This is a genomic window from Anaeroplasma sp. (assembly GCF_034179385.1).
Taxonomy (GTDB): domain Bacteria; phylum Bacillota_I; class Bacilli_A; order Acholeplasmatales; family Anaeroplasmataceae; genus Anaeroplasma.
The window spans coordinates 1-24,597 of the sequence record NZ_JAXFPY010000027.1; the positions used below are offsets into that span (position 1 = coordinate 1).

Consider the following 24,597-nt stretch of genomic DNA (forward strand, 5'->3'; position numbering starts at 1 on the left):
CCTTTATAATCTCTTCCTTTTCATATATGGATCTCATCTTATTTTTACCCATTTTAAAAGTCCTCCTTGTGATTCTTATTATAGGAGGATTTAAACTAGATTTATATAGGGCTATTTTTTAAACATACGGTCTTATGAGAAAGTATTTTGATATTTTGGGTTTTATTAATTTCTATAAGAATAATAATCCTGATTGGAATTTTGAAGAAGAAGCATCCAATTTATTTAATACTAATTTGATAGAGTAATAATAAAACGAGGAACTATATTTGATTAATCCTCGTTTTTTATATAAAAATAAAAGCCAAACCTAAAATTTGGCTTAGCTAAGCGATTATTAGATGGCAGGGGCAGAAGGATTCGAACCCTCACTAACGGTTTTGGAGTAATTCCAAGCTGGCTGGAAATTGGCTAATTTGAACGAAAATCAAGGCAAAATTGTTATAAAGTGTTTTAAAAATCGCTGCCAAAAAGTGTGCCAAAAAGATGCTTTTTACCATATACTTTCATACTACCATCTATTTTGAACGAAAAAGCATTATTTTAACATAATATTCATTTTAAAATTTGGCTTAGATAAGTCATTTTTACAGTTTCATTCAAAATGACTTGATTTGTCACATATACATTTACCTGGGAAAAATATTATTCATTGACAGAAGTCAAATTGTAAAAAATACTGCTTCAAAATGGGAAGCAGTATTAGTCTTTATTCGATTGATGTATATTCTAAATAACATGTAGCTTCATATTCATCAATAATAGTAGAAGTAATATCATTAGGAATATTTTTAAATTTATCTTGTAAATTATACCCTCTATATATTGTGATATTTTCACCAAAGTCATCTTTCTCAAAAGCAATTTGATAATCATCTTCTAAGTTGAAAATAATTCCATGTGTGTCTAACAATGTATATTTATCATTAGGATCATTTTTGTTGACTATAGTTGTTTTTGTGTTAACTAATAAGATATTATTTGTTTTTAAATTAATGTTTTCACATACAACTTTTGAGTTTAGAATTTGTGATTTTAGTTCTTCATTATGTTCTTTTATTCTTAGAGTACTAATTTCTTCATTATCACCTAAAACATCTTTAACTTCATAATAATCAGTTAAAGCATAATTTTTATTATCAATATTTATATATATAACACCATATGTTGTAGGTGTAAAAACAAATTCATCATGTTGAAACCATTTGAATTGTTTTCCTATAAAGCATTTTAATAATTTTATATCTAATAATCTATTATCTGTGGTATTCATTAGTTCTTCCTCTTTTCAAAATGAATTTTTTGTTTCTTTACTCCACCTGTATCAGTTGATTTTTTAATATTAATTTCAACTGCTGGGCTACCTTCAGTAGATGTTACTTCTCTATAAGAAATTATTGTTCCGTCTTTTAACTCAGTGATGAAGCCTTTTCCATTACTCATAGGTTTTTCAATTCCACCATAAGCAATTATATCATAAAATTTTTTTGATTCCTCAACCGGATCTGAGCAATCTATTTGCCTATAATAATCATTTTTGGCCTTACCCTTATCGCCAAAATATCCATCATTATAGGAATAATTATTAGCAGTTGAAGATATGTTGTCTTTTATTGAATGGTAGGAAGTAGCCCCACCCTTATAGCATGTTCCCATAATGATTATACCTCATCTTTTCTACACTTTTCAAAATGATTTGGATAATTATGGGAACGTGTTAGCTTTTCCAATCCTTCAAAGATACTTAGCGGCATATAGCCATGGACAATAACATCGGTTGGCTCTAATAATTCAATCATCTTAATTAAACCAGTCCTAAACATTCTTTTTTGCTCATTTGATTTGATACATCCATGAGTTGATACTGCAAGTATTGAATGTTTAGGTAATCCGTTGAAGCAATATCTAAAACTATCTTCGTCACTCCAACGAACGGAAGGTATTACAGGAATGCCATGTTGCTGTAGATATACTCCAACTGCTCGATTGAAGTAGGTGTTGGTCATTTGTAAATAATCTAATTGCCCAATTGCAAGTGTGCAATCTGGCGTAAGCGCACCATCATATTGTGACAAGTATTTTAGATAGGCAGGAACATTCGCTATAAAAGAAGCAAACACCTTGTCATGAACATAAAAATGTATATATCCCCTTTTTTGTTTTGAGGTTCTTAGCTTATCAAAAGATATCAATTCTTTAGGAATGTCGGTATTTCCCATATCGACAATTTCCGGCATCTTTATTTCTCCTACAAAATTTGCTTTTTCAGTTAGGAAGGCTTGAAACCCATCATCAAATCTGTTTTTCTTTTTTGCCATAATTTATCACTCCTTTTTTGGCAAGTTTTTCAATCTGATTAAAGAGTAACACAAAGAAAATATTTAATCAATTCCAGTAAAAAATCATCAGAAATGATAAAAAATCTACAATTTTTGTATTGAATATGATAATATATAAATAAGAGTGGTAATAAATGGTATATTTTATAATTTAATATGATGAAAGGAAATTGATGAAATATGGATAAGATAATTATGACAATGGGTGAAAGAATTACTGAAAGCAGAAAAAAATGTGGTCTTACGCAGCAAGCTTTGGCGGATAAAATTGACGGAATGACAGTACAAATGATAAATTCTTATGAACGAAATAAGCAAACCCCTTCGATGAAAAATATTATAAAAATTTCTGAAGTATTAAATGTTTCTTTGGATTATCTGTGCAAGGGCGAAAAAAAAGATGTAGCACTTACGGTTGAACCATACACTTTAAAAACATTTGGCGATATAATAATGACCTTTGCGATACTAGATAATACTGATATTTTTAAATTGGAAGTGTGCTCTGAAAATACGCATCATACTGTATCCTTGAAAACACATCATGAGGCGATATACCAAATATCAAAGGATTATAAAACGTTACGTGAAGCAAAGGGACTTATTGGCGAGCAAAGATTTTTTGATAGTTTGAAAGAATTAATAGAAAAGTATTCTGCTGATATTTTTTCTATATAAAGACATTTCTTTTTATAAATATAAAATAGCACTAGAGATTATTAAAGAAAGGTAAGTCATCAGAACCATCTGCATATAGATTAGGTAATTCTTTATCGACTTATATTAGAGGTGAAAGATAATATGTGGAAAGATGATAATGATAAAATCAATGAAGTACTATTTAAATTAAATGAAGCAAAGTTTCCAGCAAAGTGTCCAATTTGTGGCGAAAATGATTATCACATGTATATGGTAAGGTTTAGTGAAAATGACAAACATGGTAGTGGCTGGGTTTGGTGCAGTAATTGCAAGAATTATTCTCATTATCAGTATTTAATACCTGAAAATTGGAAAAACATGCAATCGATTGACTTAGACCTTTTAGAAGAAGAACCATCTTACTTAGAAACTCAAAAGAATGAGATTGATGTATACATTAATGAATTTCTTGCTCAGAAATGTACAATTTAAAGAATATGAAATTAATTGTATTTGATTATGTCTAAATCTTAGTAAATGGCTAAGTATGTTTTATTTCATAGTAAGGAGAATTTATGAATGAAAGGATATATTTTTGTTGCTCATAATGAAGAAGAGATAGTTAAATTTTATCAGGGAAAAATTTCGTGCGACATTCTTGAAAAATACTTGATTGTAGAAGACGGAGATTATAAGTATTATGAAGCGAAGTTGTTTGATTTTATTAGCGTGGAGTGCAATATTTTAATTGATAGATATGAGGAAGAAACATTGGAGTTCAACGATATACCTAGGGCAATTGAAATAGTTGAAATACTTATAAATAATACTGACGATTTGAAATTAATTGAATTTGCTAAAAAGCTTTTAGAATTATTGCAATATGCAAAAGAGAATAAAAAAGATGTTGAATTCAAATTTTAAATCATAATCTATCTATGATAAAAAATGCGAAGCCTAGATTTTAAGCTTCGTATTTTAATATGTCTATAAAATAAAAAAATGACCGAAGTCATTAAGTGGCAGGGGCAGAAGGATTCGAACCCTCACTAACGGTTTTGGAGTTTTTGAAATATGATTTCGAAGCCGTCTATCCTAATTTAATTTGGTTGGAACTTTATTATTTATTTTATATGAAATGCATTGAATTAATTTAAACTATTCTATAGCGAATGGTCAAAAATTGGGCCAAAGGATTTTTTTTAAATAGGGACCTTTACATAAAACGCTAAATCATTTTACATTGAGTGGAAACAAGTTATTGGTGAATTGAAAATCTGGCTTAAGTAAGCTGTTTTTTTGCTTATTCGTTCAAAATAGATTAAACTATACTTTTAGGTTTTAGTTAGGGCAAAATAGGTTAATAAAACAAAAACTAATATTTGCTAATTAATGGCATTGAAATGTTAAATATGGTAATATATATGTAAAAGATTTGATTATTTAATTGGAGAAACTAAAAGATTTGAATCTAATAAGGCTAGACATTAGATAATAAAGAATTGATAAAAGAGGATTGTATATTTTATGAATAAAACAGAAAAGATTGATATTTAAAAAAAATCCATAGATGAAAAGAAAATGACTTCTTGTTGGTTTAGTTGTGACTTAACTTATTCTCATTTTTATGTTACTAATGTAAGCAATACTTTAATGGCTGGTGCTGAAGAATTTGATTTTTTCATTAAAGGATATGAAATAATGAAACTTTCTAGATTGAAAAAAGTAAAAATGAGAAATGATGCATGCGATGAAATTAATAAGTATACAGGATTGGTAGATAAAATAAAAAATTATGATATAAATCTATCTAGCTTTTATACTGCATGTAAAGATATAAAACAGCTAGATCGAATTGTAATGGTTTATTGTGATAATTCTCCATCTTCATATTATGTAGGTAAGATTGAATATGTGGGGAAAAATTCTTTATATTTATATGATTTCGATTCCAATGGAGTATGGGCTGAAAAAGGTGTAAAAATACCTTTTAGAGATATTGATGGTATAGCATGGGATACAACGTATACTAGAGGATGGGAATTATATTTTGATAAGATATCACCTGTTAATAGGTAATTCTTGTTTTTTTATTATCAAATCAAACAATGACCTAAAAACCTAAAAATTTGGTTAAAACTGAATTTTTCGAATATAATTCAAAGCATTTTTTCAAAAAAATGACTTTGGACCACAAATTGGACCACAAATTAATTCAAAAAAATCCCATAACTAAGCCATTTTTACGGATAAATTGCCACAAAATGGCTTTTTTTGGGCCAAAAATCAGGCCAAAAACGAATTATAACACTGTAATACTTTTGGTAATAAAAAAAGCCAAACCTAAAATTTGGCTTAGCTAAGCGATTTTTTCAGTGGCAGGGGCAGAAGGATTCGAACCCTCACTAACGGTTTTGGAGACCGGCTTGCTACCATTGACAATATGCCCCTATAAATACATGGGGCGCATAACAGGGATCGAACCTGCGCATAACGGAGCCACAATCCGCCGTGTTAACCACTTCACCATATGCGCCATGTATATGATAAAACGCGTTTTTTCACGCGCATTATTATTATACATAATTTAAATGATTTGTAAAGTAAAATATTGAAAAAATATGAAAAAATGATACAATGATTTTATATATTAGAAAGGGAACATTTAAATGAAAACAATAATTAAAATTATATATATAGCATTTTGTTTAGTTTTTGCAGTTATTATTGCTTTAGGAATGTATACAAGCTTTGCATCATCGAATTATTCTTCATTGCTTACGAATGCAGTTTCTAAGGCTAAGGAAACAGAAAACTATCAAGATGCAGAATATAGCGATATCGCAAGATGCTTCAGTATTTTCTCTACTCCCCTAGAGGATAAGCCAAGCTTATTATATGCTGAAGAAAATGGAAAGAATATTACATTTATCTATGAATCTGTAAATCAGCATAACGCAAGCTATTCTATGGATGGAAAGGATGAGACCATTAGTAGAATTGAAAACGTATATTTAGTTACTATCCTACATCCAGAATTTAATTTCTTAAATTTATCCGATAAGACAAATCCAAGTGCCTTTAGATTCTATGGTACAAATAGTAAAGTCCCATATTATGACTATTATTTCAATTTAAGTGCGGATTGTAATAGTGATAAATATAGTGCTAAGCCAACTAGTGAAAAGGAATCTGTATTAAAAGGAGGAAGAAGTCTACTTGATACATATAGAACAAGCTATGATTTAGTTTTCTTCCCACTTACAGAGACTACAATGTCTTTTATTAAAGAACAACTTAAAAGTGATGTTGTAGGATTTAACATCGTAGATAATGCTACAAATCCTGTTTATAAGAACAGTGAATATGTAGATTTTGAATTTGATTTCCCTAAAACTGCTGGCACCTTCTATGCCGATATGGAGAATTTCGTTAAATACTATAATATTTATGCAGAAAGTAGAGATGGTAAAGGAGATTATGATACAGATACGGTAAATGCTGCATCCATATACATTGAATCCTTTACAAAGGATCCATCCTCAATGATTCCAGATTTTAATACAAAATATATTCAAGGCTATCCACGTGAGTCTGTATATACAGGTACAGATATGGCAATGAAGACCATTGGTATTACCTTATTATTCCTTGTTGCAGTGGCCCTAATTTATATTTTATTATTCCATTTAAAATCTATTAAGAAATTCATTCGTAGATTCTCTAAAAAGCAAGAACCTGAAAGAAAGATTCCGAATCGTAGACCTCAAACGAATGTTGTTATTTCTAAATCTAAGGTTTCAAGGGAGGTAACACCTGCCTTAAACAAGGAAGAGGAAGTAGCTAGTGAGGCTCAAGTAGAAACTAAAGCTTTCGAGGAAGCTCCTCTAGAAGAGGCTAAGGCAGAGGGATTAGAAGAAGCTGAAGAAGTTGCTTGTGAAGCTCTTGAAAAACCTGCTGAAGAAGTTCTTGAAGAGGCAAAAGAGGAAACTAAAACTATAGAAGATTCTACAAAGAACGAAGAATAAAAAAATATCCCCAAGCGGGATATTTTTACTTTAGGGCGTTTTTAATGATCTCTATACCTTCTATAAGTTTTTCCTTGGATAATGCAGTATATCCTAAAATTAGTGTTTTACTTTCAAATTTATAAACATTGAAATCGGATAATAATTGAATTTTGATAGATCTCTTTTGAAGTCTTTCTTTAATTTCTTTATCGGATAGGAAGGTCTTTACATGAACTAATATAGATAAATAATTTTTCCTTTCATCTATAGTAAAGAAATCATCATTCTTAAATAAATCTATAATAAGCTTTCTTTTATTAATATATTTTCTTTTAAGCTTGTTGATGTGAGATTCAAAGTATCCTTCTAGTATGAATCTTTTTAACGCAAGCTGCTCTAGGGTGGATACACTTTGAGAATAATCCTTATAGGAAGAATAATATATATCATATAAGGAATCCGGTAGGATAATATAGGATATTCTTAATCCTGGATATATAGTTTCTGTGAATGTGGAAAAGAAGATGACTCTAGAAGGGAATAAGGTATACATAGCTGTTGCTTGGCTAGAATTAATTCTAAATTCTGCATCAAAATCATCCTCGATAATAAAGGTATCATTTTCCTCTGCATAGGAAATTAATTCCTTTTTTCTAGAAATTGTCATCTTAATTCCTGTAGGAAATTGATTGAATGGAGTTGTATATAGAATTGTTCTTTTGCTAGGGATAGTCACTCCATTTTCATCTAAATCTATATAGGATACATCCATACCTAAGTTCTTAGCTATTTTTTCAAGCTTATGATATCCTGGATTTTCTAAGGTTAAGGATTTTATTTTTATTATATTTAATACTCTCTCAAGCATTTCAAGACCATTACCAATAATGATATGAGATGCCTTTGCATCAATTCCTCTATTTTCCTTTAGATGCATAGAAATTGCATTTCTTAGCTCTAAATCACCAAAGGCATTTGTTTTATTAATAAAAGTATCAGAAGATATTTCATTTCTTAAAATTCTTTTGAAATTCGTGTTTGTAAAGCCTTCAATGCTTTGGGTTGTGAAATCATATAAGGGCTTTTTAACCTCCTTTATTTCCTCTTTGATAGTATCGATTCTTTTATTCACTATAAGCTGTTTTTCTACATAATATCCTTTTTTTAAGGAAGAAGAAATATACCCTTCCTCTAGTAGGAGGTTATATGCATTCATAATGGTATTGATCGATACATTTAAATCCATAGCTAAAACTCTTTTCGATGGAAGCTTATCTCCACCCTTTAATATGCCATCGTTAATTTCCTTTGTGATTTCTTCATATATTTCTATATATTTAGGCCTATTATTTGTAAAATTAATCTTCATGATACCATCCTCCTAAGCGTTTTTTATTTTTCTTAAGGTGCCAGATTTTATAACATTATAATCCATTTTTCAAAGCTTTTCAACGTTGAAAATTGACATAAATAATGCTAAAATAAATGCATAGTTTTCCTTTGGGGGTATTATGAAATGAATAGAGTCGCTGCATGTATAAAATTAATTCAAATATTATCTGTAAGAACAGATTATATTAAGACTGAGGAGCTTGCGGATTTGTTAGAAACAAATCCAAGAAATGTAAGAGAATATATTAAAGAGCTTGAGGTTGCAGGATATACATTAGAATCTATGAAGGGTTTATATGGCGGCTATAAATTAAATAAGAGCTGTTTATTACCAACGCTTAAGCTAAATGGAAATGATAAGAAGATTATTGGGGATGCCATTGCCTATTTAGAGAAATCAAAGGATTTCATGGAGTTTTCGGATTTCCAAGAGGTTATGGGAAGAATTGTAGCATCGGTTGAAAGAAGTAATGAGGTTACACCGATTACTATGATTGACAGGTTCCCACTGGCTATGGATAAGTCTGAACTTGAGGCGAGATACCAAACCCTACAGGAATGCATTGATGCACAAATGAAATGTGAAATTACCTATCGTTCTGCAAAGAATAAAGAAAAGATTCATACGATTCATCCTTATAAATTATTTGTATATAATGGAACATGGTTTGTATTAGCTTATAATGAATCCATTAATGATTTTGGTTATTTTAAATTAAATCGTTTAGTGGATATTTTTAAAACAAGAAATCATTTTACTATTTTAAAATCCTATGATGAAAAGAATTATTTAGATGATTTTGGTATGACCAAAAATGGAGAATATTATAAGATTACCCTAGAATTTACAAATCTAAATATGGCTATTTCAGAAAGAATCTATGGTAGACACCAGGTTGTAACTGAGCTTGATCCATCCCATACAAGATTTACTGCAGAAATGCAAAATAAGGATATGATTGCATCCTTTGTAATGTCCTTTGGTAAAAATTGTAAGGTTATCGAACCAGAATGGCTAAAGGATAAGGTTAAGAAGCATTATGAGGAAGCCTTAAAGGAATATATGGAGGAATCTAATGTATAAGGATATATTTTTAGATTTTAATGGCACCATCATAAATGATTTAGATTTATGTGTTGAATTATTAAATGTATTTTTAAAGGAACAAGGGAAAAAGGAATTATCTATAGACGAATATAAGCATGTATTTAAATTCCCTATAAGACAATATTATATGGATGCAGGCATTGATTTTAATATAGAATCCTATGAATCCTTAGCAATACGATTTATTCGTGCCTATCAGCCAAGAAGTATGAAATGTGGCCTATTTCCTCATATTGTAGATACAGTAAAAAGATTAAAGGAAATGGGTATACGTGTATATATATTATCTGCAAGCGAGCAAAATAATTTGCTTGAGCAAACGAATACCTATGGCATTACAAAATATTTTGATGCCGTATTAGGAATAAATAATATTCATGCCGCAAGCAAGGTAGATATTGCCTTAGATTTCATGAAAAAAAGTGGAATCAAGGCTAATGAAACTCTATTTGTTGGCGATACCCTACATGATTATGAGGTATCTTTGGCTATGGGAGTGGATTGCGTTTTAGTATCCTGTGGACATCAAGCAAAGGATATCTTAGATAAGGCAGGCTGTAGAGTTATCAATAGTGTTGCGGATATTTTTAGTGTCTTATAGATATTTCTTGAAAATTGATGGTGAATCGAATATAATATAAAAGACTTTGTTGAGGAGGTTTTATCGTGAATAAATTTAAGAAAATTTTATCCGCTTTAGCGGTTTCGATAGCATTTACTACACTTGCATCCTGTAGTGAAAACTCATTCTATAAGGAGTGGAGAGATGCTGGTGCTACAATTGAAGAGGAAAATGTATTTAAGGAGCTAACGGTTGATGAAGTAGTAACAAAAAGAGATAATAAGGATTCCTTCATTATCTTTTGTGGTTCTTCTAGCAAGAGTGGTGCTGTAAGTGCTGTATCCGATATTCAGGTTCAGGCGGATAGCCTTGATTATGATGGATATGTATATTTTGTGAACACAAAGGATATTTTATCCTCTATTTCTGGAAAGAAGAACGCAACAGATAAGCTTGGAGTTCAGGAAATCGATTCATCCGATTTAGTTGTTGTATGCTATAAAGAGGGTAAGGTATATTTTGATACATCCTCTAGTGAAAAATATGGAGATATTTACTCAAGATTTAATATTGATGGCTCCTTGAGCTATAATGCATTAGCTTGCTATGCATTCGAATATTATCCAGTAGAAAAGTAAGATTTGCCGCTATATGCGGTTTTTTCTTTTATATAAATATAAAACTTTCGCAAGTGTTTTCATTTGAAAAACACTTGTTTTTAATTTTGAAACATACTATAATAATATCAAATGTTTTTTGGAGGATTATTTTATGTTTCACAGTACTAGAGGAGAAAAGCTTGTATCATCACCTATGGCTATTTTAAATGGTCTTGCGGATGATGGAGGATTATATGTTATCGATAAGATTCCTACACTGGATTATCATGATTTATTAGAGGATGATTACCAAACTATTGCCACAAAGGTATTAAATAAATTCTTTCCTGAATTTTCCTATGATGAAATCAAGAAGGAATTAGATATTGCCTATTCTACATTTGATATTCAAGAGGTTGTTGGAATGAAGAAGGCAGATCGTGCATACTTCTTAGAGCTATTCCATGGACCAACCCTAGCATTTAAGGACCAAGCCTTAGTCGTGCTTCCAAGATTAATGAAGCTATCTAAGGAAAAGCTTGGCTATGAAAAAAATATCACTATCCTTACAGCAACCTCTGGAGATACCGGTGGGGCTGCCTTAAATGGCTTTTCTGATGTTGATGGTGTTTCCATTGTAGTTTTATACCCTAATGGAGGAGTATCTGCAGTACAGGAGGCACAAATGTGCTCCTTTAGAGGAGAAAACGCTAAGGTTTTGGCCTTAGAGGGTAATTTTGATGATTGCCAAACCTTCGTTAAGGAATTCTTTAAGAATCATAAGGATTTGAGTCTATCTAGTGCAAATTCTATCAATATTGCAAGACTTGCACCACAGGTTGTATATTATTTCTATTCCTATGTTTATCTATTAAGAAATGGTGTAATAAAGGATAAGGAAGAAATCAATTTTGATGTGCCTACAGGAAACTTTGGCAATATCTTTGCTGGATTCTATGCAAAGGCTATGGGACTTCCTATTAAGAATTTAATTTGTGCATCCAATAAGAATTGCGTATTAACGGATTTCTTTATGAATGGTAAATATAATAAGAATAGACCATTCTTTAAGACCAATTCTCCATCTATGGATATTTTAATATCATCAAATTTAGAAAGATTCTTATATTATGGTACAAAGGAATCTACAAATGAGGTAAAAAAGCTAATGGAATCCTTAAATACAAAGGGTTCATATGATTTTAAGAATCCATTTGATTATTTCTATGCCTATTCTACAGATGAAAAGAAGACTCTAGAGGTTATTAAAGAGGTTTATGATCAATATAAATATTTAGTAGACCCTCATACTGCAGTTGCATATAATGCCTATAAGAAGTATTCAAAAGAAACAGGGGATGATTCTATTTGTGTTGTTATTTCAACGGCATCTCCATATAAATTCCCTCAATCTGTTTTAGAAGCATTTGATATAGAGGAACGTGATGCATTTAAGGCGATTCATACATTAAGTAAAAAATTCAATTTAGAAATACCAAAGGTTCTAAATTATCCTAAGGTAGAAAGAGAAATCATTTCTCTTAAGGATTCAAATTCCTATGTTGAGGAAGTGGTAAAATGCTTAGAATCAAAGTAGAAGCTACATCCGCTAACGTATGTGTAGGCTTTGATGTATTAGGTATTGCCTTAAACTTAACGAACGAATTTACCTTCGAAAGAAAAAATGATTTTTCCTTTGTTGGCTTTGATGATGAATTTAGCACTAAGGAATCGAATTTGGTTTATGAGTCCTATAAATACGTATTTGATTACGCAAAGGAAGAAATCATTCCTGTAGAGATTGGCTTTAAAGGAGATATTCCGGTATCTAGAGGACTTGGTTCATCTTCATCTTTAATTGTTGCAGGAATTTTTGCGGCAAATTATTATTTAGGAAATAAATATAGTAAAAGAGAGCTTTTTGATATTGCAACTATATTAGAAGGACACCCAGATAATGTTGCCCCAGCCATTTATGGTGGATTAGTTGCAAGCTACAAGAAGGAGAATAAATATTATCCTAATTTATACCCGATTCATAAGGATTTAAAATTTAGTGTAATTATTCCAGAAGAATGTGTATCCACACAAAAGGCAAGAGGTGTATTACCTAAGGTGCTTCCCTATAAGGATATCGTATGGAATATGTCTAGAATTGTGAATATACCTAGAGCGTTTCTTGATGGCGATATTCCATTATTAAAGGATTTATTTAGTGATAGGCTACATGAGCCATATCGTTCAAAATTAATTAAGGATTATGATACCATTAAAGCTTTAATCAAGGATGATGATGTAGCTTTTGCAATTTCAGGGTCTGGTTCTACAATGCTTATGGTTTCAAAGAATTTAGATTTTATACCTAAGCTTAGAAATAAGGGCTTTAAGGTATTAACCTTAAATGTTGGTAGTGGTGTTTTCGTGGAGGATTATAATGAAAGATGATGAATATTATGTAATTCATAGATCGGTTTTGCCAGACTATTTTGAAAAGGTTATTGAAATAAAGGAAATTATTTCCTCTGGTGTAAATATTAGTGATGCCTGTAAAAAGGTTGGCTTGTCTAGAAGTACATTTTATAAATACAAGGACTATGTAAATCGTCCATCCGTTAAGGTTGGCAAAAAGGTTTTATTATCCTTTAAAATGGAAGATGAGCCAGGCACATTATCGAATGTATTAAATGAAATCGCATCTCGCCACGCAAATGTTTTAGCGATTAATCAGGAGGTTCCTATTCATAATATTGCTTATGTGAATATTACGGCAGATATTATGAAGATGGAGATTTCCATTCAAGAATTTATCCAAGAGCTAAAAAACTTAAATTCTATTGTCGATGTCGCCCTTTTAGCTGTTGAATAATTATTTACATTAAAGTTCAATTTTGCTATAATATTTTTAGAATTACAAAGGAGATACATAAAATGGACGTTTTTGAAACTGTTAAGAAGACTATTATTGATACAATTAGCTGTAAAGAAGAAGATGTTACACTTGAGGCAAACATCAAGGAGTTAGGTGCAGATTCTATTGATGCTGTACAAATCATTATGGACCTTGAGGAAGTATATGGCATCGAAATTGATGCAGATGATGCAGGCGCATTTGTAACGGTTAATGACGTAGTTAAATATATTGAAGAACACAAGTAATTTTTAGGACTACGCGATTGTAGTCCTTTTTTCTTATATTTTTTTAGGAGGTGATGCATAAATGAATGTGGATTGGAATTTAAAGTTTATAAAAGAGAAATGCTATTCCTTAGACAATGATCGCTTTAAAAAGAAGTCCTTTGTTTATGCACCATTTCCAGAAATTGATAAGCATGGATTTCAGGATGGGGAAATAAGAGAAGAAATTCTTGGAGATGTTTTAGCAAGATTCTTTCGAATGGAAAATGAAAATGTATTATATCCTCTAGGCTTTAATAGTATCACCTTAAAATCCTTCTTAGAAAGTAAGAAGCTATATAAGGTATTAGATCATACCCAGGAGGATATCTTTTATACCCAAATGTGTAATTTAGGCATAGGTATTTCTAATGAAAAATGTATCTCTATGAGAGGAGAGGAATATATTGGTATTTTGCAAAATGCCTTTATAGAGCTATATGAAAGAGGCTATATAAAATATAAAGTATATAATCCGATCCACGAAAGAAATAATGAACTCTATGAAATAGTAGATGATGCAAGTATGCCTAAGGCAGGAGCGAAATGCTTTATTCTAGATATTGATGGATTAATTCCTCAAATTGTTTCGGATATAGAAAAGCTTTCTATTAAAGAAGAATATAAAAATGAGCTCATTCACAAATTATCTCCAGTATCCTTACTTAAGGTAGATTTCTTTTTAAGTAACGGCAAGGCTTTAGAAATTGAAATGGAAAATCCAGAATATATGGGTGGAATATCCTATATATTCTTAAATCCAAATTATATGGATATAGATGCCTACATCTCTTTAGACGAAAAGGAAAGCGTATATGAATTTATAAATAGTGATACGAATTTATATGCCTATAGTGGACTTTCTGCCAAAAATCCACTTACCGGAAGAGATATTCCTGTATTTATTTCAAAAATGTATCATGAAAGAATATATTTAGGTATCCCATCCATTGATAGCGAGGATGCTTTATTCGTATTAAATGAAGGCTTTGATTCTATAGATATCCTTACAAATGATGGCTTACTTATGAATTCTGATTTATTAGATGGATATGAAAAGATGGAGGCAAGAGAAAAAATCATTGAGGCCTTCACAGAATCCTTAATTGGCACGGTATCCCATGGATATAAAAATCATGAGATTTTATTATCGAGCTTAGACCCCTTTGGAGCTTTATTTCCATTCTTAGAGGAAGGATCTAAAATTAATTCCTTAAAGGAATACCTACCCTATATCTTTTCTAGTCAATTTAGACCAGTATTACCTATTGATGTATTGGTTCCTGGAAGTCCTATTTTAGGTACAATGTCCAATTTCATTACAGAGGGCTTATGCCCTTTATTATCTTTAATTTATGATGATATAGGCTCTATTGAATCCTTGTTCTCTTTGGATACAAAGGAATTATATGAATCCTTCTTGCCGATAAAGAAGGCATATATTCATAAGGATAAAATAGTGGAAAGCCTATTTATGCCTATCATCTTTTATAACATTATAAAAAAAGAGGTAAGCTATGCATTACCTGATTTATTTCAAAATGTTTCTATTGTTTTAGGATGTATGGATATTCACCATAGCTTAATTCGAAGATACAATCATAATTTAATGGATATGGATAAATATATTCATAAATTTGGCTGTGATGCGATAAGATTTTTAGTTGCATCAACGCCGGATACAGAAGAATTAATTTATGATACCTACCATTTAGAGGATTTAAAAAGCTATCTTATGGATGTGAAAAGATGCCTTATGGGTGCTAAGGAAGTAGGTTCTCTGAACCTAGATTATTATTTTCATAAGCTATCCGATATGGCTAAGGATGCTTTAGATAAGGGAGATATTCTCTCTTATATAGAGATTCTAAAAGCATTTAATAAAAATATATTATTTAAAGAAAATATTTCCAAAAATCAAGCATTTACCTATATAAGAATCATATATCCTGTCTTTCCATATCTTGCAGAAGAGGTATATATGGAATTATTTAATGGTAAATATTCCATATTAAATGAGGGATGGCCATCTTAGAATCCCTCATATTTTATTCCTTGATAAAGTTTGTTAGATCTTAATTTCTTATCAATTTCATTCATGACCACCATCTTTTTCATGGTCCATTTTGGTTCAATTAAATCGGAATAAACCCCATCAGCAGCAAGCCTATGAACGATGATATCACCTCTTAAAAGACATATTTGATCCACTACGATATCAACATACTCTTCTAGGGTTAATACCTTAAATGGATTTTCCTTATACATAGATCCAAGCTTCGTGTGCTCTAAAATTAATAGAGAATGAAATTTAATTCCTTGGATATCTAATGTATTTATAAATCTGATCGTATTTAGCATATCCTCTTTATTTTCACTAGGAAGTCCATTGATGATATGTAATACAACATCAATATTTTCTTTTCTAAGTAAATTTATAGCATAAATGAATTCATCATTGGTTTCCATTTGGTTGATGATTTTTTTTGTTTCGTCACTTGCACTTTGTAGCCCAAGCTCAACAGTAATCTTTTTCGTTTTATTTAGCTTGCCTAGGTAGGATGCAATATCTAGATTTATGCAGTCTGCCCTAGTTGCAATATCAAGCCCAACGATATCAGAATCTATATTCAAAACTTTTTCGTATATTTCTTTTAAATGTGCGATGTCTCCATAGGTATTGGAATTGGCCTGAAGGTAGGCTATATATTTTGCGTTCGGCCATTTTTTAGAAATTGTCTCCTTGACCTCCTTAAATTGCAAATCTAGGGGCAATTCCTTATTGCCTGCAAAATCACCACTACCCATTTTAGAGCAATATATACATCCACCATACCCTTTTTTACCATCCTTGTTTGGGCATGTAAAATTTGCATTTAAGGATATTTTAGCTATTTTATGTCCATAAGTCTTCCTATAATACTCATTGAGTGTATTATAGGGCTTATCCTTCGTAAAGTAATTCATGATATCAACCTCAAGCATAATTATATTTTAAAGTTTTTATGAATGAAAGTGAAAAGTTAAAGATATTTTATACTACTATAAAAATAATTGTTTTTTTGGTATAATGGGCTTGCGTTTAAAAAAGGAGGAAAGCGATTATGTATAGAAAACTTAAGAATATAATATCTCATCCATCCTTTTTAGGTATGTATTTTATGGATCATTTACATTCTATTTTTGGGTGGTTCATATCCTTCTTTATTCTTACTACCCTACTCTTAGCCTTAGTGGATATGGGCAAGGTAAGTATTGGGAAGAATGAAGCTACAAGAATTAGTGATTCCTTAATCTATAGCGGAAAGATTAATGATGCAAGCTTTAGTAATTCAAAATTAACAGGCTCTTATCAAAATATTGAAATGGAATATGCAAGGATATCCTTTAATGATAATGCCTATATGAATGATAAATTATATGATGGAATTACCTTGGTATTCGGAATGGAAAATGCGAATATGTATTATGGTAATATTCATTTAGGTAGGGTAGATTATAAGGATTTATCTATTTCTGATTTCTCCTTAGAGGAAATTAGAAATGGTAATATTTTAATGAGACAAAGCTTTGAAGTATTGGTTTTTAAAAGTATAGAAGCAGGAGAGGTCAATTATAGAGCTGTATGCTTCTTTTATGATTTTTTTAATATTTTAATTTATTATTTGATTTCCCTTGTTGGATGCTATTTCCTAGCATTTTTAGTGAACCCTAAAATTGAAAGAAGATTCCGTATTAAGCTCGTTCTTTATGATACCTTAATCTATTTTGTCTTTTTATGGTTCGATATGGCATTTCGTGCCTTTTGGTTATTATATGTAGGTATGGCATTTACCTTAATTTATACAATATTTACATTTACGCATATTCGTGCAGTAAGGGTTAAAGGAGATAAAAAATGACAATTATTGATGCAATAAAGGGAAAGAATATCTTAAATAGTGATAATGATATTCGAATTGATGAAGCAGTATTAAAAAAGAATTCTAAAAAATTAAATATTTCCTTCGTATTAACCTATGCTATCGATTATGATACCTATATGAGCCTTAAAAAGACGGTAGAGGATATCTTTTTACCCTTGGGATTATCTTTAGATTTTTCCTTTGGATATGAGGATGAAACCTTAACAGAGGATGAGCTAAAGGGCTATTTAGCTCATATATTAGAAGAATTATATAAGAAGGCTTCGAATTTTAAAAGTCTTCAATTATCTGATTCTTATGTTACTGGTAATGAAATTGAATTCTTAGTTGCCTATGATGCTTTAGGGGTAGAGGAATTATGCCCTAAAGTTGAAGAGGGCTTTGCGGAATATGGTCTTAATGTTAAGGTTTTTGCAAAGAAGGATGAGGAAAAATCCATCCAGGCTCAAATTGAGGCCTTAGATTCAGAAATTGAGGAGACCTTGTCTAAGCAAAGACAAGAGGCGATTATGGCAAAAAAATTTAATAAAGAGGTGCAAGAACAAAAGAAATATAGAAGAACCTCTATTCCAGATAACTATACTCCAATTAAAGCTATTCCAATTAGTCAAAGTGGGTTACAGGAATATTTACACACAAGAGGAGAAGCTATTTTTAGAATTAAAGGATATGTATTCGCCTTAGAGGTAAAGGATTTAGCAAAATCCTCTTTACTCACAATAAAAATCACAGATGAAACGGATTCGATTGTAGTTTCTAAGTGGTTAAGAGGAGAAAAGGAAAAGGATTTATATTTAGGCGATAATGGTATTAAGGTTAATTCTATTTTAGATGTTACAGGAAATGCACAATATGATACCTATTCAGATAGAATTACCTTAAATGCAAATAATATTCAATTACTTGGTGTACATCATATTGAAGAGGTAATGGATGATGCTCCTGTAAAGAGAGTTGAATTACATTGCCATACGAAAATGAGTAATATGGATGGTATTACGGATGCTAAGGATTATATTGAATTAGTGAATAAATGGGGTTGGAAATCTATGGCATTTACAGATCATAATGGCTGTTATGCTATACCGGATGTCGATCATGCGATTGAAAAAATGCCAGATTTTAAGCCTATTTATGGTACAGAATTATCCTTAGTAGAGGATGATCAATATTTCATTACATTTAATGAAAAGGATATTCCTTTAAGGGATGCAACTTATGTTGTATTCGATATTGAAACAACAGGTTTATCGCAAAGCTATGATGAAATCATTGAAATTGCAGCGCACAAGGTAAGAGGAGGCACTATTGTCGATTCTTATGAGGTATTTATTAATCCTTTAATGCATATTCCAGAAAAGATTACAGAATTAACCTCTATCACAGATGATATGGTTAAGGATGCTAAAACAATAGATATCGTATTACCTGAATTCTTGGAATTTTGTAAGGATACAATTTTAGTTGCCCACAATGCAAAATTCGATGTTGGTATGATTTATAGAGATATGAAGAGGCTTGGGATAGAAGCTATTGATTTTCCAGTAATCGATTCTTTGAATCTATTCCGTGTAGGATATCATGATGAGGTTAAGGGCTTCGGTTTAAAGTTCATGTGTAAATACTTTAAGGTAAAGCAAGAGCATCACCATAGAGCAACAGATGATACGAGAGTAACCGCATTATGCTTCATTCAAATGCTTCAGGATTTATATAACAAGAAAATTGAAAATTATAAGGATATCAATTCTACAATTGACCCGAATATACATTTTAGATATGTCATTCCATATCATATTGTTCTTATCGCTAAGACGCCTTTAGGCTATAAGAATATGTTTAAGATTCTATCGGATGCTATGACAAACCATATGTGGGAAAATGAGGCTAGAGTTTTAAAGAGCGTTATTGAAAGCCATAGAGAGGGTATTTTATTATCGAGTGGATGTGCGAATGGTAAGGTCTTTGAAATGGCTTTAAATAGAAGTGAAGAGGAGCTAAGGGAAGCTATTTCCTACTATGATTATATCGAAGTTCAGCCACCTTTAGCCTATAAGCAATATTATGTAGAATTCCCAGATCCTGATACAAGAATCAAAGAGGTTATTCAAAAGATTATTCGTATCTCTAAGGAAATGGGGAAAATCGTTGTTGCAACAAGTGATTGTCATTACCTAAGACCTAGATTAAAAAGATATAGAGATATACTAATTGAGGTGCCTCAAATTGGTGGTGGAGTTCACCCACTGAAAAGAGCGTTTATGAATCATTCAACTCCAGAAATGCATCTTCGTACAACGAATGAAATGCTTGAGGAATTTGCCTTCTTAGGTAAGGATTTAGCTTATGAAATTGTTGTAACCAATACAAATTTAATCGCAGATTCCATTGAAAAATGGCCTGCCTTCCATAAGGAAATGTATGCTCCAAGGGATGATGAATTTAAGAATAATTTCTTACATGTTGAATCGATTGAGGCAGAAACAAGAAGAATTGTAAATGAAACATGTAAGGAGCTATATGGAGAGAATCCTCATCCAATTGTTAAAAAGAGATTAGATCACGAGCTTCATTGCATTATTTCTAATGGGTATGCATCTATTTATTATATTTGTCATTTAATGGTAAAAAAATCTCTAGAGGATGGATATCTAGTAGGATCTAGAGGATCCGTTGGTTCAAGCTTAGTTGCAACGATGATGAATATTTCTGAAATTAATCCACTTGCACCTCATTATAGATGTAAGAAGTGTCACTTCCATACATTTAAAATGAGAAAGGATGAAATTGAAGAATTTGGACTTACGGATTTAGAAAAGCCATTCCAGGAGGCTTTACAAAAGGTGGATTCAGGATATGACCTAGATGATGCAATATGTCCTGTATGCGGTGCACCTTTATCTAAGGATGGTCATGATATCCCATTTGAAACCTTCTTAGGCTTTAATGGTGATAAAACACCAGATATCGATTTAAATTTCTCAGGAGAATATCAAGCCCAGGCCCATGAATATGTAAGAACCGTATTCGGCCCTGAAAATGCGTTCCGCGCAGGTACAGTAGCAACTATTGCGGATAGGAATGCTTATGGCTATGTTAAGGGCTTCTGTGAAAGACAAAAAATTGAGATGAGAGATTGTGAAATGGACCGTGTAGGCTCTTATTTAATTGGTGTTAAAAGATCTACAGGACAACATCCAGGTGGAATCGTTGTTGTACCACATCATGTCGATATATTTGATGTAACTCCAGTACAATTCCCTGCAGATAACATTGAAAACCCATGGAGAACGACACATTTCGATTATCACTCCTTTGAACAGAATTTATTAAAATTCGATATCCTAGGTCACGATGATCCAACATTAATTAAATACTTCATGGATTATGTGAAAGAGCATCAAGAGGATTTCCCATTTACGAAGCCACAGGATATTCCAATTGATGATAAAAACCTATATCGTCTATTCTATGACCCAAGTGTCATTGGTGTAACCCCTGAGGATATTGATTCTAAGGTTGCATCCTTTGCAGTCCCTGAGCTTGGTACAAACTTCGTTCGTGGTATGCTAATAGAAACCTTACCATCAACCTTCGCCGAGCTTGTAAAGATTTCTGGTCTATCCCATGGTACAAACGTATGGAATAATAATGCCCAAGAGCTTATTAAGGGTACTACAGAATTTGGTGCATTAAAATTTAAGGATTTAATTGGTTGTCGTGACGATATCATGGTTCAATTGATGCAGATGGGTCTTGATCCATTAAAATCCTTTAAGATTATGGAATTCGTTCGTAAGAATAAGAAGACGAGCGATATGGCTGGATGGTTGGAATACCAAAAATATATGAGAGAGCATAATGTACCAGAATGGTATATTTGGAGCTGTGATAAGATTGAATATATGTTCCCTAAGGCCCACGCAACAGCGTACTGTATGATGAGCTTAAGAATTGCTTGGTTTAAGGTATATGCACCTACGCTATTCTATAGTGCTTGGTTCTCAAAGCGTGCAAAAAACCATGTGGTTCATGCATATTTAGGTGGTAAAATGGCCATTCGTGCAGCGATGGATGAAATTATGAGTAAGAGTGGAAGAACCGCAACGGATGATGATAAATATACTGCACTTCAGGTTGCGCTTGAGTGTGTCGCAAGAAAAATTAATTTCTTGCCTGTATCTATTTTAAAATCTAGTGCCTCTATCTTTGAACCAGAGGGTAAGGATTTAAGAATCCCATTTAGTGCGGTAGACTCCTTAGGTGAGGCCATTGCAATCGATATTGTAGAAAAGAGAAATCAAAAGGCCTTCACATCCAAAAAGGATGTTCTAAGAAGAACAAGATTATCTCAAACTCTATATGATGAATTTGATGTAATGCATTATTTTGATGATCTTCCAGAGGAAGACCCAATTAAAGAAGAAGGCTTATTTGCTTTACTATAAAATTATGGCGTTTGTGTGATTTTGTGTTAATCACATGAAACGCCTTTTTTTTATTAGTGTTTTTTTATATAATAAAGAAGAATAAAGGAGGTATTCTAATGAGAGATTCAGGATATTATTCTTATATAAATACAAATGAAGCATATTTAGATCAAGCCGATTGTGCAACCTATAAGGGAATAGCAATAAAATCAATTATCCTTCTTGCTGTAACGATTGCGGTTTCAGTAGGAACGATGTTCTATTTACCTAGCATATTAGAAAATAATCCTTCAGGCTTTTACACTTTATTAGCTCTATCTGTCATTGCTGGATTTGTATGTGCATTTGTTGGTAGAATATCGGATCGAGCTGCAATGGTATGCTCCTTCATATATTCTCTATCGGAAGGATTATTCCTAGGCGTTATTACAGCCATTGTAAATAGCTTTTTCCCAAGCGCTGGTACGCTTGCGGTTACTGCAACACTTGTTGCATTTACAATTATGCTTGTTTTATATTCCTTAGGCTTCTTTAGAAAAATAGGATTATTATATATTGTTTTATTAGGATTATTATTTGCAACTATTGGTCTTGTTGGATTTGATTTGATTTATGGTTTGATTCATGGTGAGTCAGTTACACCTATATATTTCTTAATTCAAGGTGCATTTTTAATTTATGGTATAATCACATTAGCATTTAATTTTAATGAAGCAGAGGCTGTTGTAAAGCTTGGCACTAGAAAGAATGCTGAGTGGAGCGTAGCTTTAGGTATTGAAATTTCCTTAATTTATATTTATATCTATATTTTAAGAATATTCTTATTATTCTCAAAAAATAATTCATAAAAGGCTTCAAAGCCTTTTTTTATATGTCTTTTTTTGAATAAATTTATCTGGTGGTAATTATGGTTTATATTTGGGATTTGGATGGTACATTAATTGATTCCTATGACGGTATTTTAGAATCCATCATGGATGTATTAAATTATTTTCATATAGAAAAGAAAAAAGAAGCTGTCTATAAATATATAATAGAAAAAAGCGTTCATGAATTCTTAGATGAAATATCTATTACTTACAAAATAGATTTACCTAAGGTTATAGAAAAATATCAGGAATGCCGCATAAAAACACAAATGAAGGTTACCTTAATGGATAATGCCTATGAAACATTAAAATATTTATATCTTCATGGAAATATGAATTTTATTTATACCCATAAAGGCGCATCTACACATACCATATTAAAGAATTTAGGGATAGATAAATTCTTTATGGAGGTCATAACGAACCAAAATCATTTTAATAGAAAGCCAGATCCTGAGGCCATCTATTATCTCCTTCAAAAATATAATTTGAATAAAGAGGATGTATATTATATTGGGGATAGACCATTAGATATATTATGTGCAAAAAATGCAAATATTAAGGGGATATTCTTTAAAAATGATGAAGTGGATATAGATGTAGATCCCGATAGAATCATACATAATTTAATTGAACTCACAAAATAGGATTGTCTTTATCCTATTTTTTTGAATGAAGATATTATGAGTTATGTTGAGGAATAGAATCTTGCAATACTAAAGTTTTTGGGCTTTAAGTATAAGGTATCCATAGGACAGATGCCTTGAAGGGTGTTGAATAAGCATTATAAAAATGCTAAAATATCATAAGAAAGAAGATGATAATATGATATTTGAAGATTTACAAAAAGCAAACATTGAAACTATGAAGAATCATGATAAGGTAGCTCATGAAATTGTATCCTTAGTCTTTGGCAAATGTAAGAATGAGGCAATAGATAAGGGATATCCAGACCGTAAGCTTCCTGATCCTGAGGCATTAAGAATTATTCAAAAGACGATTAAAGAGCTTGAAGAAGAAAAGATAGCCTTTGAAAAGGCTGAAAGAGCGGAAAAGGTAGAGATATTAAAGGCTCAAATGGAGCTTTTAAATAAGTATTTACCAAAACAATTATCCGAAGATGAAATTAGAGCAATTATTGCATCCTTAGAGGATAAGAAGATTCCATCGGTAATGAAGCATTTTAAAGCAAATTACCAAGGTCAAGTAGATAATAGCTTAGTATCAAAAATTGCAAAGGAATTCAATGAACAAAAGTGAATAAAAATTCACTCTATGAGTAAACTCATATTTTAACGAATTTATATATAATTATATATTTCTACATATTTACATATACTCTATATGGTATTGTTAGACCTCTACTCATCAAATACTTTATTAAAGTATCATTTGAGTTACATTTATACTTATTAATCATATTTAAGGCGGCATTTATATCAGCGTTGATTATTGTGCCGTCTTTTCTTTTATATAATCCTCTTTGAATTCTTTTTCCACTCCTAATTTTATCCTTTCCTATTTCATCATTATCATAAAAGGATGATAC

24 protein-coding genes and 2 tRNA genes are annotated in these 24,597 nt (G+C 31.3%); 18 read left to right on the forward strand and 8 right to left on the reverse strand.

Annotation, left to right across the window (positions count from 1 at the left end; all coding sequences use genetic code 11):
• Positions 1–709 precede the first annotated feature (709 nt).
• The 3 genes from SPJ17_RS01885 to SPJ17_RS01895 are packed head-to-tail and all read right to left on the reverse strand — an operon-like array spanning position 710 to position 2,318.
• On the reverse strand, positions 710–1,273 hold the full coding sequence (locus SPJ17_RS01885) for a hypothetical protein (protein ID WP_321092198.1): 564 nt from the start codon (positions 1,271–1,273) through the stop codon (positions 710–712).
• Positions 1,273–1,656, reverse strand: coding sequence for a hypothetical protein (locus tag SPJ17_RS01890; protein ID WP_321092199.1), 384 nt, complete (start codon positions 1,654–1,656; stop codon positions 1,273–1,275). Before SPJ17_RS01890 ends, SPJ17_RS01885 begins: the two co-directional genes overlap by 1 nt.
• Positions 1,657–1,661: 5 nt before the next feature.
• A complete protein-coding gene (locus SPJ17_RS01895) occupies positions 1,662–2,318 on the reverse strand; it encodes a DUF4417 domain-containing protein (protein ID WP_321092200.1) in 657 nt (218 codons plus the stop codon).
• Positions 2,319–2,519: 201 nt separating this feature from the next.
• Here SPJ17_RS01895 and SPJ17_RS01900 point away from each other — a divergent pair, with 201 nt between their 5' ends.
• From SPJ17_RS01900 to SPJ17_RS01915, 4 genes are all read left to right on the forward strand, one after another.
• Complete coding sequence (locus SPJ17_RS01900) at positions 2,520–3,017, forward strand: helix-turn-helix transcriptional regulator (RefSeq protein WP_321092201.1); 498 nt, start codon at positions 2,520–2,522, stop codon at positions 3,015–3,017.
• Positions 3,018–3,140: 123 nt separating this feature from the next.
• Positions 3,141–3,470, forward strand: a complete 330-nt coding sequence (locus SPJ17_RS01905; RefSeq protein ID WP_321092202.1) for a hypothetical protein — start codon at positions 3,141–3,143, stop codon at positions 3,468–3,470.
• An 87-nt stretch (positions 3,471–3,557) separates the two neighbouring features.
• Positions 3,558–3,902 (forward strand): hypothetical protein, encoded by a 345-nt coding sequence (locus SPJ17_RS01910; protein WP_321092203.1) that lies wholly within the window; start codon positions 3,558–3,560, stop codon positions 3,900–3,902.
• Positions 3,903–4,559: 657 nt separating this feature from the next.
• Entirely contained in the window at positions 4,560–5,057 is a 498-nt protein-coding gene (locus SPJ17_RS01915) for a hypothetical protein (RefSeq protein WP_321092204.1), read from the forward strand.
• A gap of 297 nt (positions 5,058–5,354) precedes the next feature.
• On the opposite strand, the gene SPJ17_RS01920 is transcribed toward SPJ17_RS01915, so the two are convergent.
• Positions 5,355–5,429: transfer RNA gene (locus tag SPJ17_RS01920), tRNA-Trp, on the reverse strand.
• Between the two features lie 9 nt (positions 5,430–5,438).
• Positions 5,439–5,514, reverse strand: a tRNA-His gene (locus SPJ17_RS01925).
• A gap of 133 nt (positions 5,515–5,647) precedes the next feature.
• Here SPJ17_RS01925 and SPJ17_RS01930 point away from each other — a divergent pair.
• The gene (locus tag SPJ17_RS01930; protein WP_321092205.1) at positions 5,648–7,006 is read left to right on the forward strand and encodes a hypothetical protein; all 1,359 of its coding nucleotides are present in this window, start codon (positions 5,648–5,650) and stop codon (positions 7,004–7,006) included.
• Between the two features lie 25 nt (positions 7,007–7,031).
• Here SPJ17_RS01930 and SPJ17_RS01935 read toward each other — a convergent pair whose 3' ends face one another.
• Positions 7,032–8,357: a PLP-dependent aminotransferase family protein gene (locus tag SPJ17_RS01935; protein WP_321092206.1), complete on the reverse strand. Its 1,326-nt coding sequence runs from the start codon at positions 8,355–8,357 to the stop codon at positions 7,032–7,034.
• A 147-nt stretch (positions 8,358–8,504) separates the two neighbouring features.
• On the opposite strand from SPJ17_RS01935, the gene SPJ17_RS01940 reads away from it, so the two are divergent.
• The 8 genes from SPJ17_RS01940 to SPJ17_RS01975 all read left to right on the forward strand — a co-directional run bounded on the left by SPJ17_RS01940 (position 8,505) and on the right by SPJ17_RS01975 (position 15,858).
• Positions 8,505–9,464: a WYL domain-containing transcriptional regulator gene (locus SPJ17_RS01940; protein ID WP_321092207.1), complete on the forward strand. Its 960-nt coding sequence runs from the start codon at positions 8,505–8,507 to the stop codon at positions 9,462–9,464.
• Positions 9,457–10,089, forward strand: coding sequence for an HAD family hydrolase (locus SPJ17_RS01945; RefSeq protein ID WP_321092208.1), 633 nt, complete (start codon positions 9,457–9,459; stop codon positions 10,087–10,089). Before SPJ17_RS01940 ends, SPJ17_RS01945 begins: the two co-directional genes overlap by 8 nt.
• A 65-nt stretch (positions 10,090–10,154) precedes the next feature.
• Positions 10,155–10,688, forward strand: a complete 534-nt coding sequence (locus SPJ17_RS01950) for a hypothetical protein (RefSeq protein ID WP_321092209.1) — start codon at positions 10,155–10,157, stop codon at positions 10,686–10,688.
• Positions 10,689–10,821: 133 nt separating this feature from the next.
• Positions 10,822–12,246 carry a threonine synthase gene (gene thrC, locus SPJ17_RS01955; RefSeq protein ID WP_321092210.1) on the forward strand — a complete coding sequence of 475 codons (1,425 nt, stop codon included), beginning with the start codon at positions 10,822–10,824 and terminating at the stop codon, positions 12,244–12,246.
• Entirely contained in the window at positions 12,228–13,094 is an 867-nt protein-coding gene (gene thrB / locus SPJ17_RS01960) for a homoserine kinase (RefSeq protein WP_321092211.1), read from the forward strand. The genes thrC and thrB overlap by 19 nt, the downstream gene beginning before the upstream one ends.
• Positions 13,084–13,515, forward strand: a complete 432-nt coding sequence (locus SPJ17_RS01965) for an ACT domain-containing protein (protein WP_321092213.1) — start codon at positions 13,084–13,086, stop codon at positions 13,513–13,515. The genes thrB and SPJ17_RS01965 overlap by 11 nt, the downstream gene beginning before the upstream one ends.
• Positions 13,516–13,577: 62 nt before the next feature.
• On the forward strand, positions 13,578–13,805 hold the full coding sequence (locus tag SPJ17_RS01970) for an acyl carrier protein (RefSeq protein WP_321092214.1): 228 nt from the start codon (positions 13,578–13,580) through the stop codon (positions 13,803–13,805).
• Between the two features lie 61 nt (positions 13,806–13,866).
• A complete protein-coding gene (locus SPJ17_RS01975) occupies positions 13,867–15,858 on the forward strand; it encodes a hypothetical protein (RefSeq protein WP_321092215.1) in 1,992 nt (663 codons plus the stop codon).
• On the opposite strand, the gene SPJ17_RS01980 is transcribed toward SPJ17_RS01975, so the two are convergent.
• On the reverse strand, positions 15,855–16,790 hold the full coding sequence (locus tag SPJ17_RS01980) for a TIGR01212 family radical SAM protein (protein WP_321092217.1): 936 nt from the start codon (positions 16,788–16,790) through the stop codon (positions 15,855–15,857). The genes SPJ17_RS01975 and SPJ17_RS01980 overlap by 4 nt on opposite strands.
• Before the next feature lie 137 nt (positions 16,791–16,927).
• Here SPJ17_RS01980 and SPJ17_RS01985 point away from each other — a divergent pair, with 137 nt between their 5' ends.
• The 5 genes from SPJ17_RS01985 to SPJ17_RS02005 all read left to right on the forward strand — a co-directional run bounded on the left by SPJ17_RS01985 (position 16,928) and on the right by SPJ17_RS02005 (position 24,308).
• Positions 16,928–17,725: a hypothetical protein gene (locus tag SPJ17_RS01985; RefSeq protein WP_321092218.1), complete on the forward strand. Its 798-nt coding sequence runs from the start codon at positions 16,928–16,930 to the stop codon at positions 17,723–17,725.
• Positions 17,722–22,197: a PolC-type DNA polymerase III gene (locus SPJ17_RS01990; protein ID WP_321092220.1), complete on the forward strand. Its 4,476-nt coding sequence runs from the start codon at positions 17,722–17,724 to the stop codon at positions 22,195–22,197. Before SPJ17_RS01985 ends, SPJ17_RS01990 begins: the two co-directional genes overlap by 4 nt.
• A gap of 98 nt (positions 22,198–22,295) precedes the next feature.
• Positions 22,296–23,027 (forward strand): Bax inhibitor-1/YccA family protein, encoded by a 732-nt coding sequence (locus SPJ17_RS01995; RefSeq protein WP_321092222.1) that lies wholly within the window; start codon positions 22,296–22,298, stop codon positions 23,025–23,027.
• Between the two features lie 59 nt (positions 23,028–23,086).
• Entirely contained in the window at positions 23,087–23,695 is a 609-nt protein-coding gene (locus SPJ17_RS02000) for an HAD-IA family hydrolase (protein WP_321092224.1), read from the forward strand.
• 178 nt (positions 23,696–23,873) lie between these two features.
• Complete coding sequence (locus SPJ17_RS02005; protein WP_321092226.1) at positions 23,874–24,308, forward strand: GatB/YqeY domain-containing protein; 435 nt, start codon at positions 23,874–23,876, stop codon at positions 24,306–24,308.
• Between the two features lie 61 nt (positions 24,309–24,369).
• Here SPJ17_RS02005 and SPJ17_RS02010 read toward each other — a convergent pair.
• Positions 24,370–24,597, reverse strand: a 228-nt coding sequence (locus tag SPJ17_RS02010; protein ID WP_321092228.1) for a hypothetical protein, incomplete at its 5' end; no start/stop codon positions are given.

Bases quoted from the DNA above. Each gene is read 5' to 3' on its own strand.
- SPJ17_RS01905 (WP_321092202.1), top strand. From the start codon at position 3,141: ATGTGGAAAGATGATAATGATAAAATCAATGAAGTACTATTTAAATTA.
- SPJ17_RS01900 (WP_321092201.1), top strand. From the start codon at position 2,520: ATGGATAAGATAATTATGACAATGGGTGAAAGAATTACTGAAAGCAGA.
- SPJ17_RS01985 (WP_321092218.1), top strand. From the start codon at position 16,928: ATGTATAGAAAACTTAAGAATATAATATCTCATCCATCCTTTTTAGGT.
- SPJ17_RS01915 (WP_321092204.1), top strand. From the start codon at position 4,560: ATGACTTCTTGTTGGTTTAGTTGTGACTTAACTTATTCTCATTTTTAT.
- SPJ17_RS01885 (WP_321092198.1), bottom strand. From the start codon at position 1,273: ATGAATACCACAGATAATAGATTATTAGATATAAAATTATTAAAATGC.
- SPJ17_RS01890 (WP_321092199.1), bottom strand. From the start codon at position 1,656: ATGGGAACATGCTATAAGGGTGGGGCTACTTCCTACCATTCAATAAAA.
- SPJ17_RS01975 (WP_321092215.1), top strand. From the start codon at position 13,867: ATGAATGTGGATTGGAATTTAAAGTTTATAAAAGAGAAATGCTATTCC.
- SPJ17_RS01945 (WP_321092208.1), top strand. From the start codon at position 9,457: ATGTATAAGGATATATTTTTAGATTTTAATGGCACCATCATAAATGAT.
- SPJ17_RS01895 (WP_321092200.1), bottom strand. From the start codon at position 2,318: ATGGCAAAAAAGAAAAACAGATTTGATGATGGGTTTCAAGCCTTCCTA.
- SPJ17_RS01930 (WP_321092205.1), top strand. From the start codon at position 5,648: ATGAAAACAATAATTAAAATTATATATATAGCATTTTGTTTAGTTTTT.
- SPJ17_RS01990 (WP_321092220.1), top strand. From the start codon at position 17,722: ATGACAATTATTGATGCAATAAAGGGAAAGAATATCTTAAATAGTGAT.
- SPJ17_RS01995 (WP_321092222.1), top strand. From the start codon at position 22,296: ATGAGAGATTCAGGATATTATTCTTATATAAATACAAATGAAGCATAT.
- thrC (WP_321092210.1), top strand. From the start codon at position 10,822: ATGTTTCACAGTACTAGAGGAGAAAAGCTTGTATCATCACCTATGGCT.
- SPJ17_RS01965 (WP_321092213.1), top strand. From the start codon at position 13,084: ATGAAAGATGATGAATATTATGTAATTCATAGATCGGTTTTGCCAGAC.
- SPJ17_RS01980 (WP_321092217.1), bottom strand. From the start codon at position 16,790: ATGAATTACTTTACGAAGGATAAGCCCTATAATACACTCAATGAGTAT.
- SPJ17_RS02005 (WP_321092226.1), top strand. From the start codon at position 23,874: ATGATATTTGAAGATTTACAAAAAGCAAACATTGAAACTATGAAGAAT.
- SPJ17_RS01935 (WP_321092206.1), bottom strand. From the start codon at position 8,357: ATGAAGATTAATTTTACAAATAATAGGCCTAAATATATAGAAATATAT.
- SPJ17_RS02000 (WP_321092224.1), top strand. From the start codon at position 23,087: ATGGTTTATATTTGGGATTTGGATGGTACATTAATTGATTCCTATGAC.
- SPJ17_RS01910 (WP_321092203.1), top strand. From the start codon at position 3,558: ATGAAAGGATATATTTTTGTTGCTCATAATGAAGAAGAGATAGTTAAA.
- SPJ17_RS01940 (WP_321092207.1), top strand. From the start codon at position 8,505: ATGAATAGAGTCGCTGCATGTATAAAATTAATTCAAATATTATCTGTA.
- SPJ17_RS01970 (WP_321092214.1), top strand. From the start codon at position 13,578: ATGGACGTTTTTGAAACTGTTAAGAAGACTATTATTGATACAATTAGC.
- thrB (WP_321092211.1), top strand. From the start codon at position 12,228: ATGCTTAGAATCAAAGTAGAAGCTACATCCGCTAACGTATGTGTAGGC.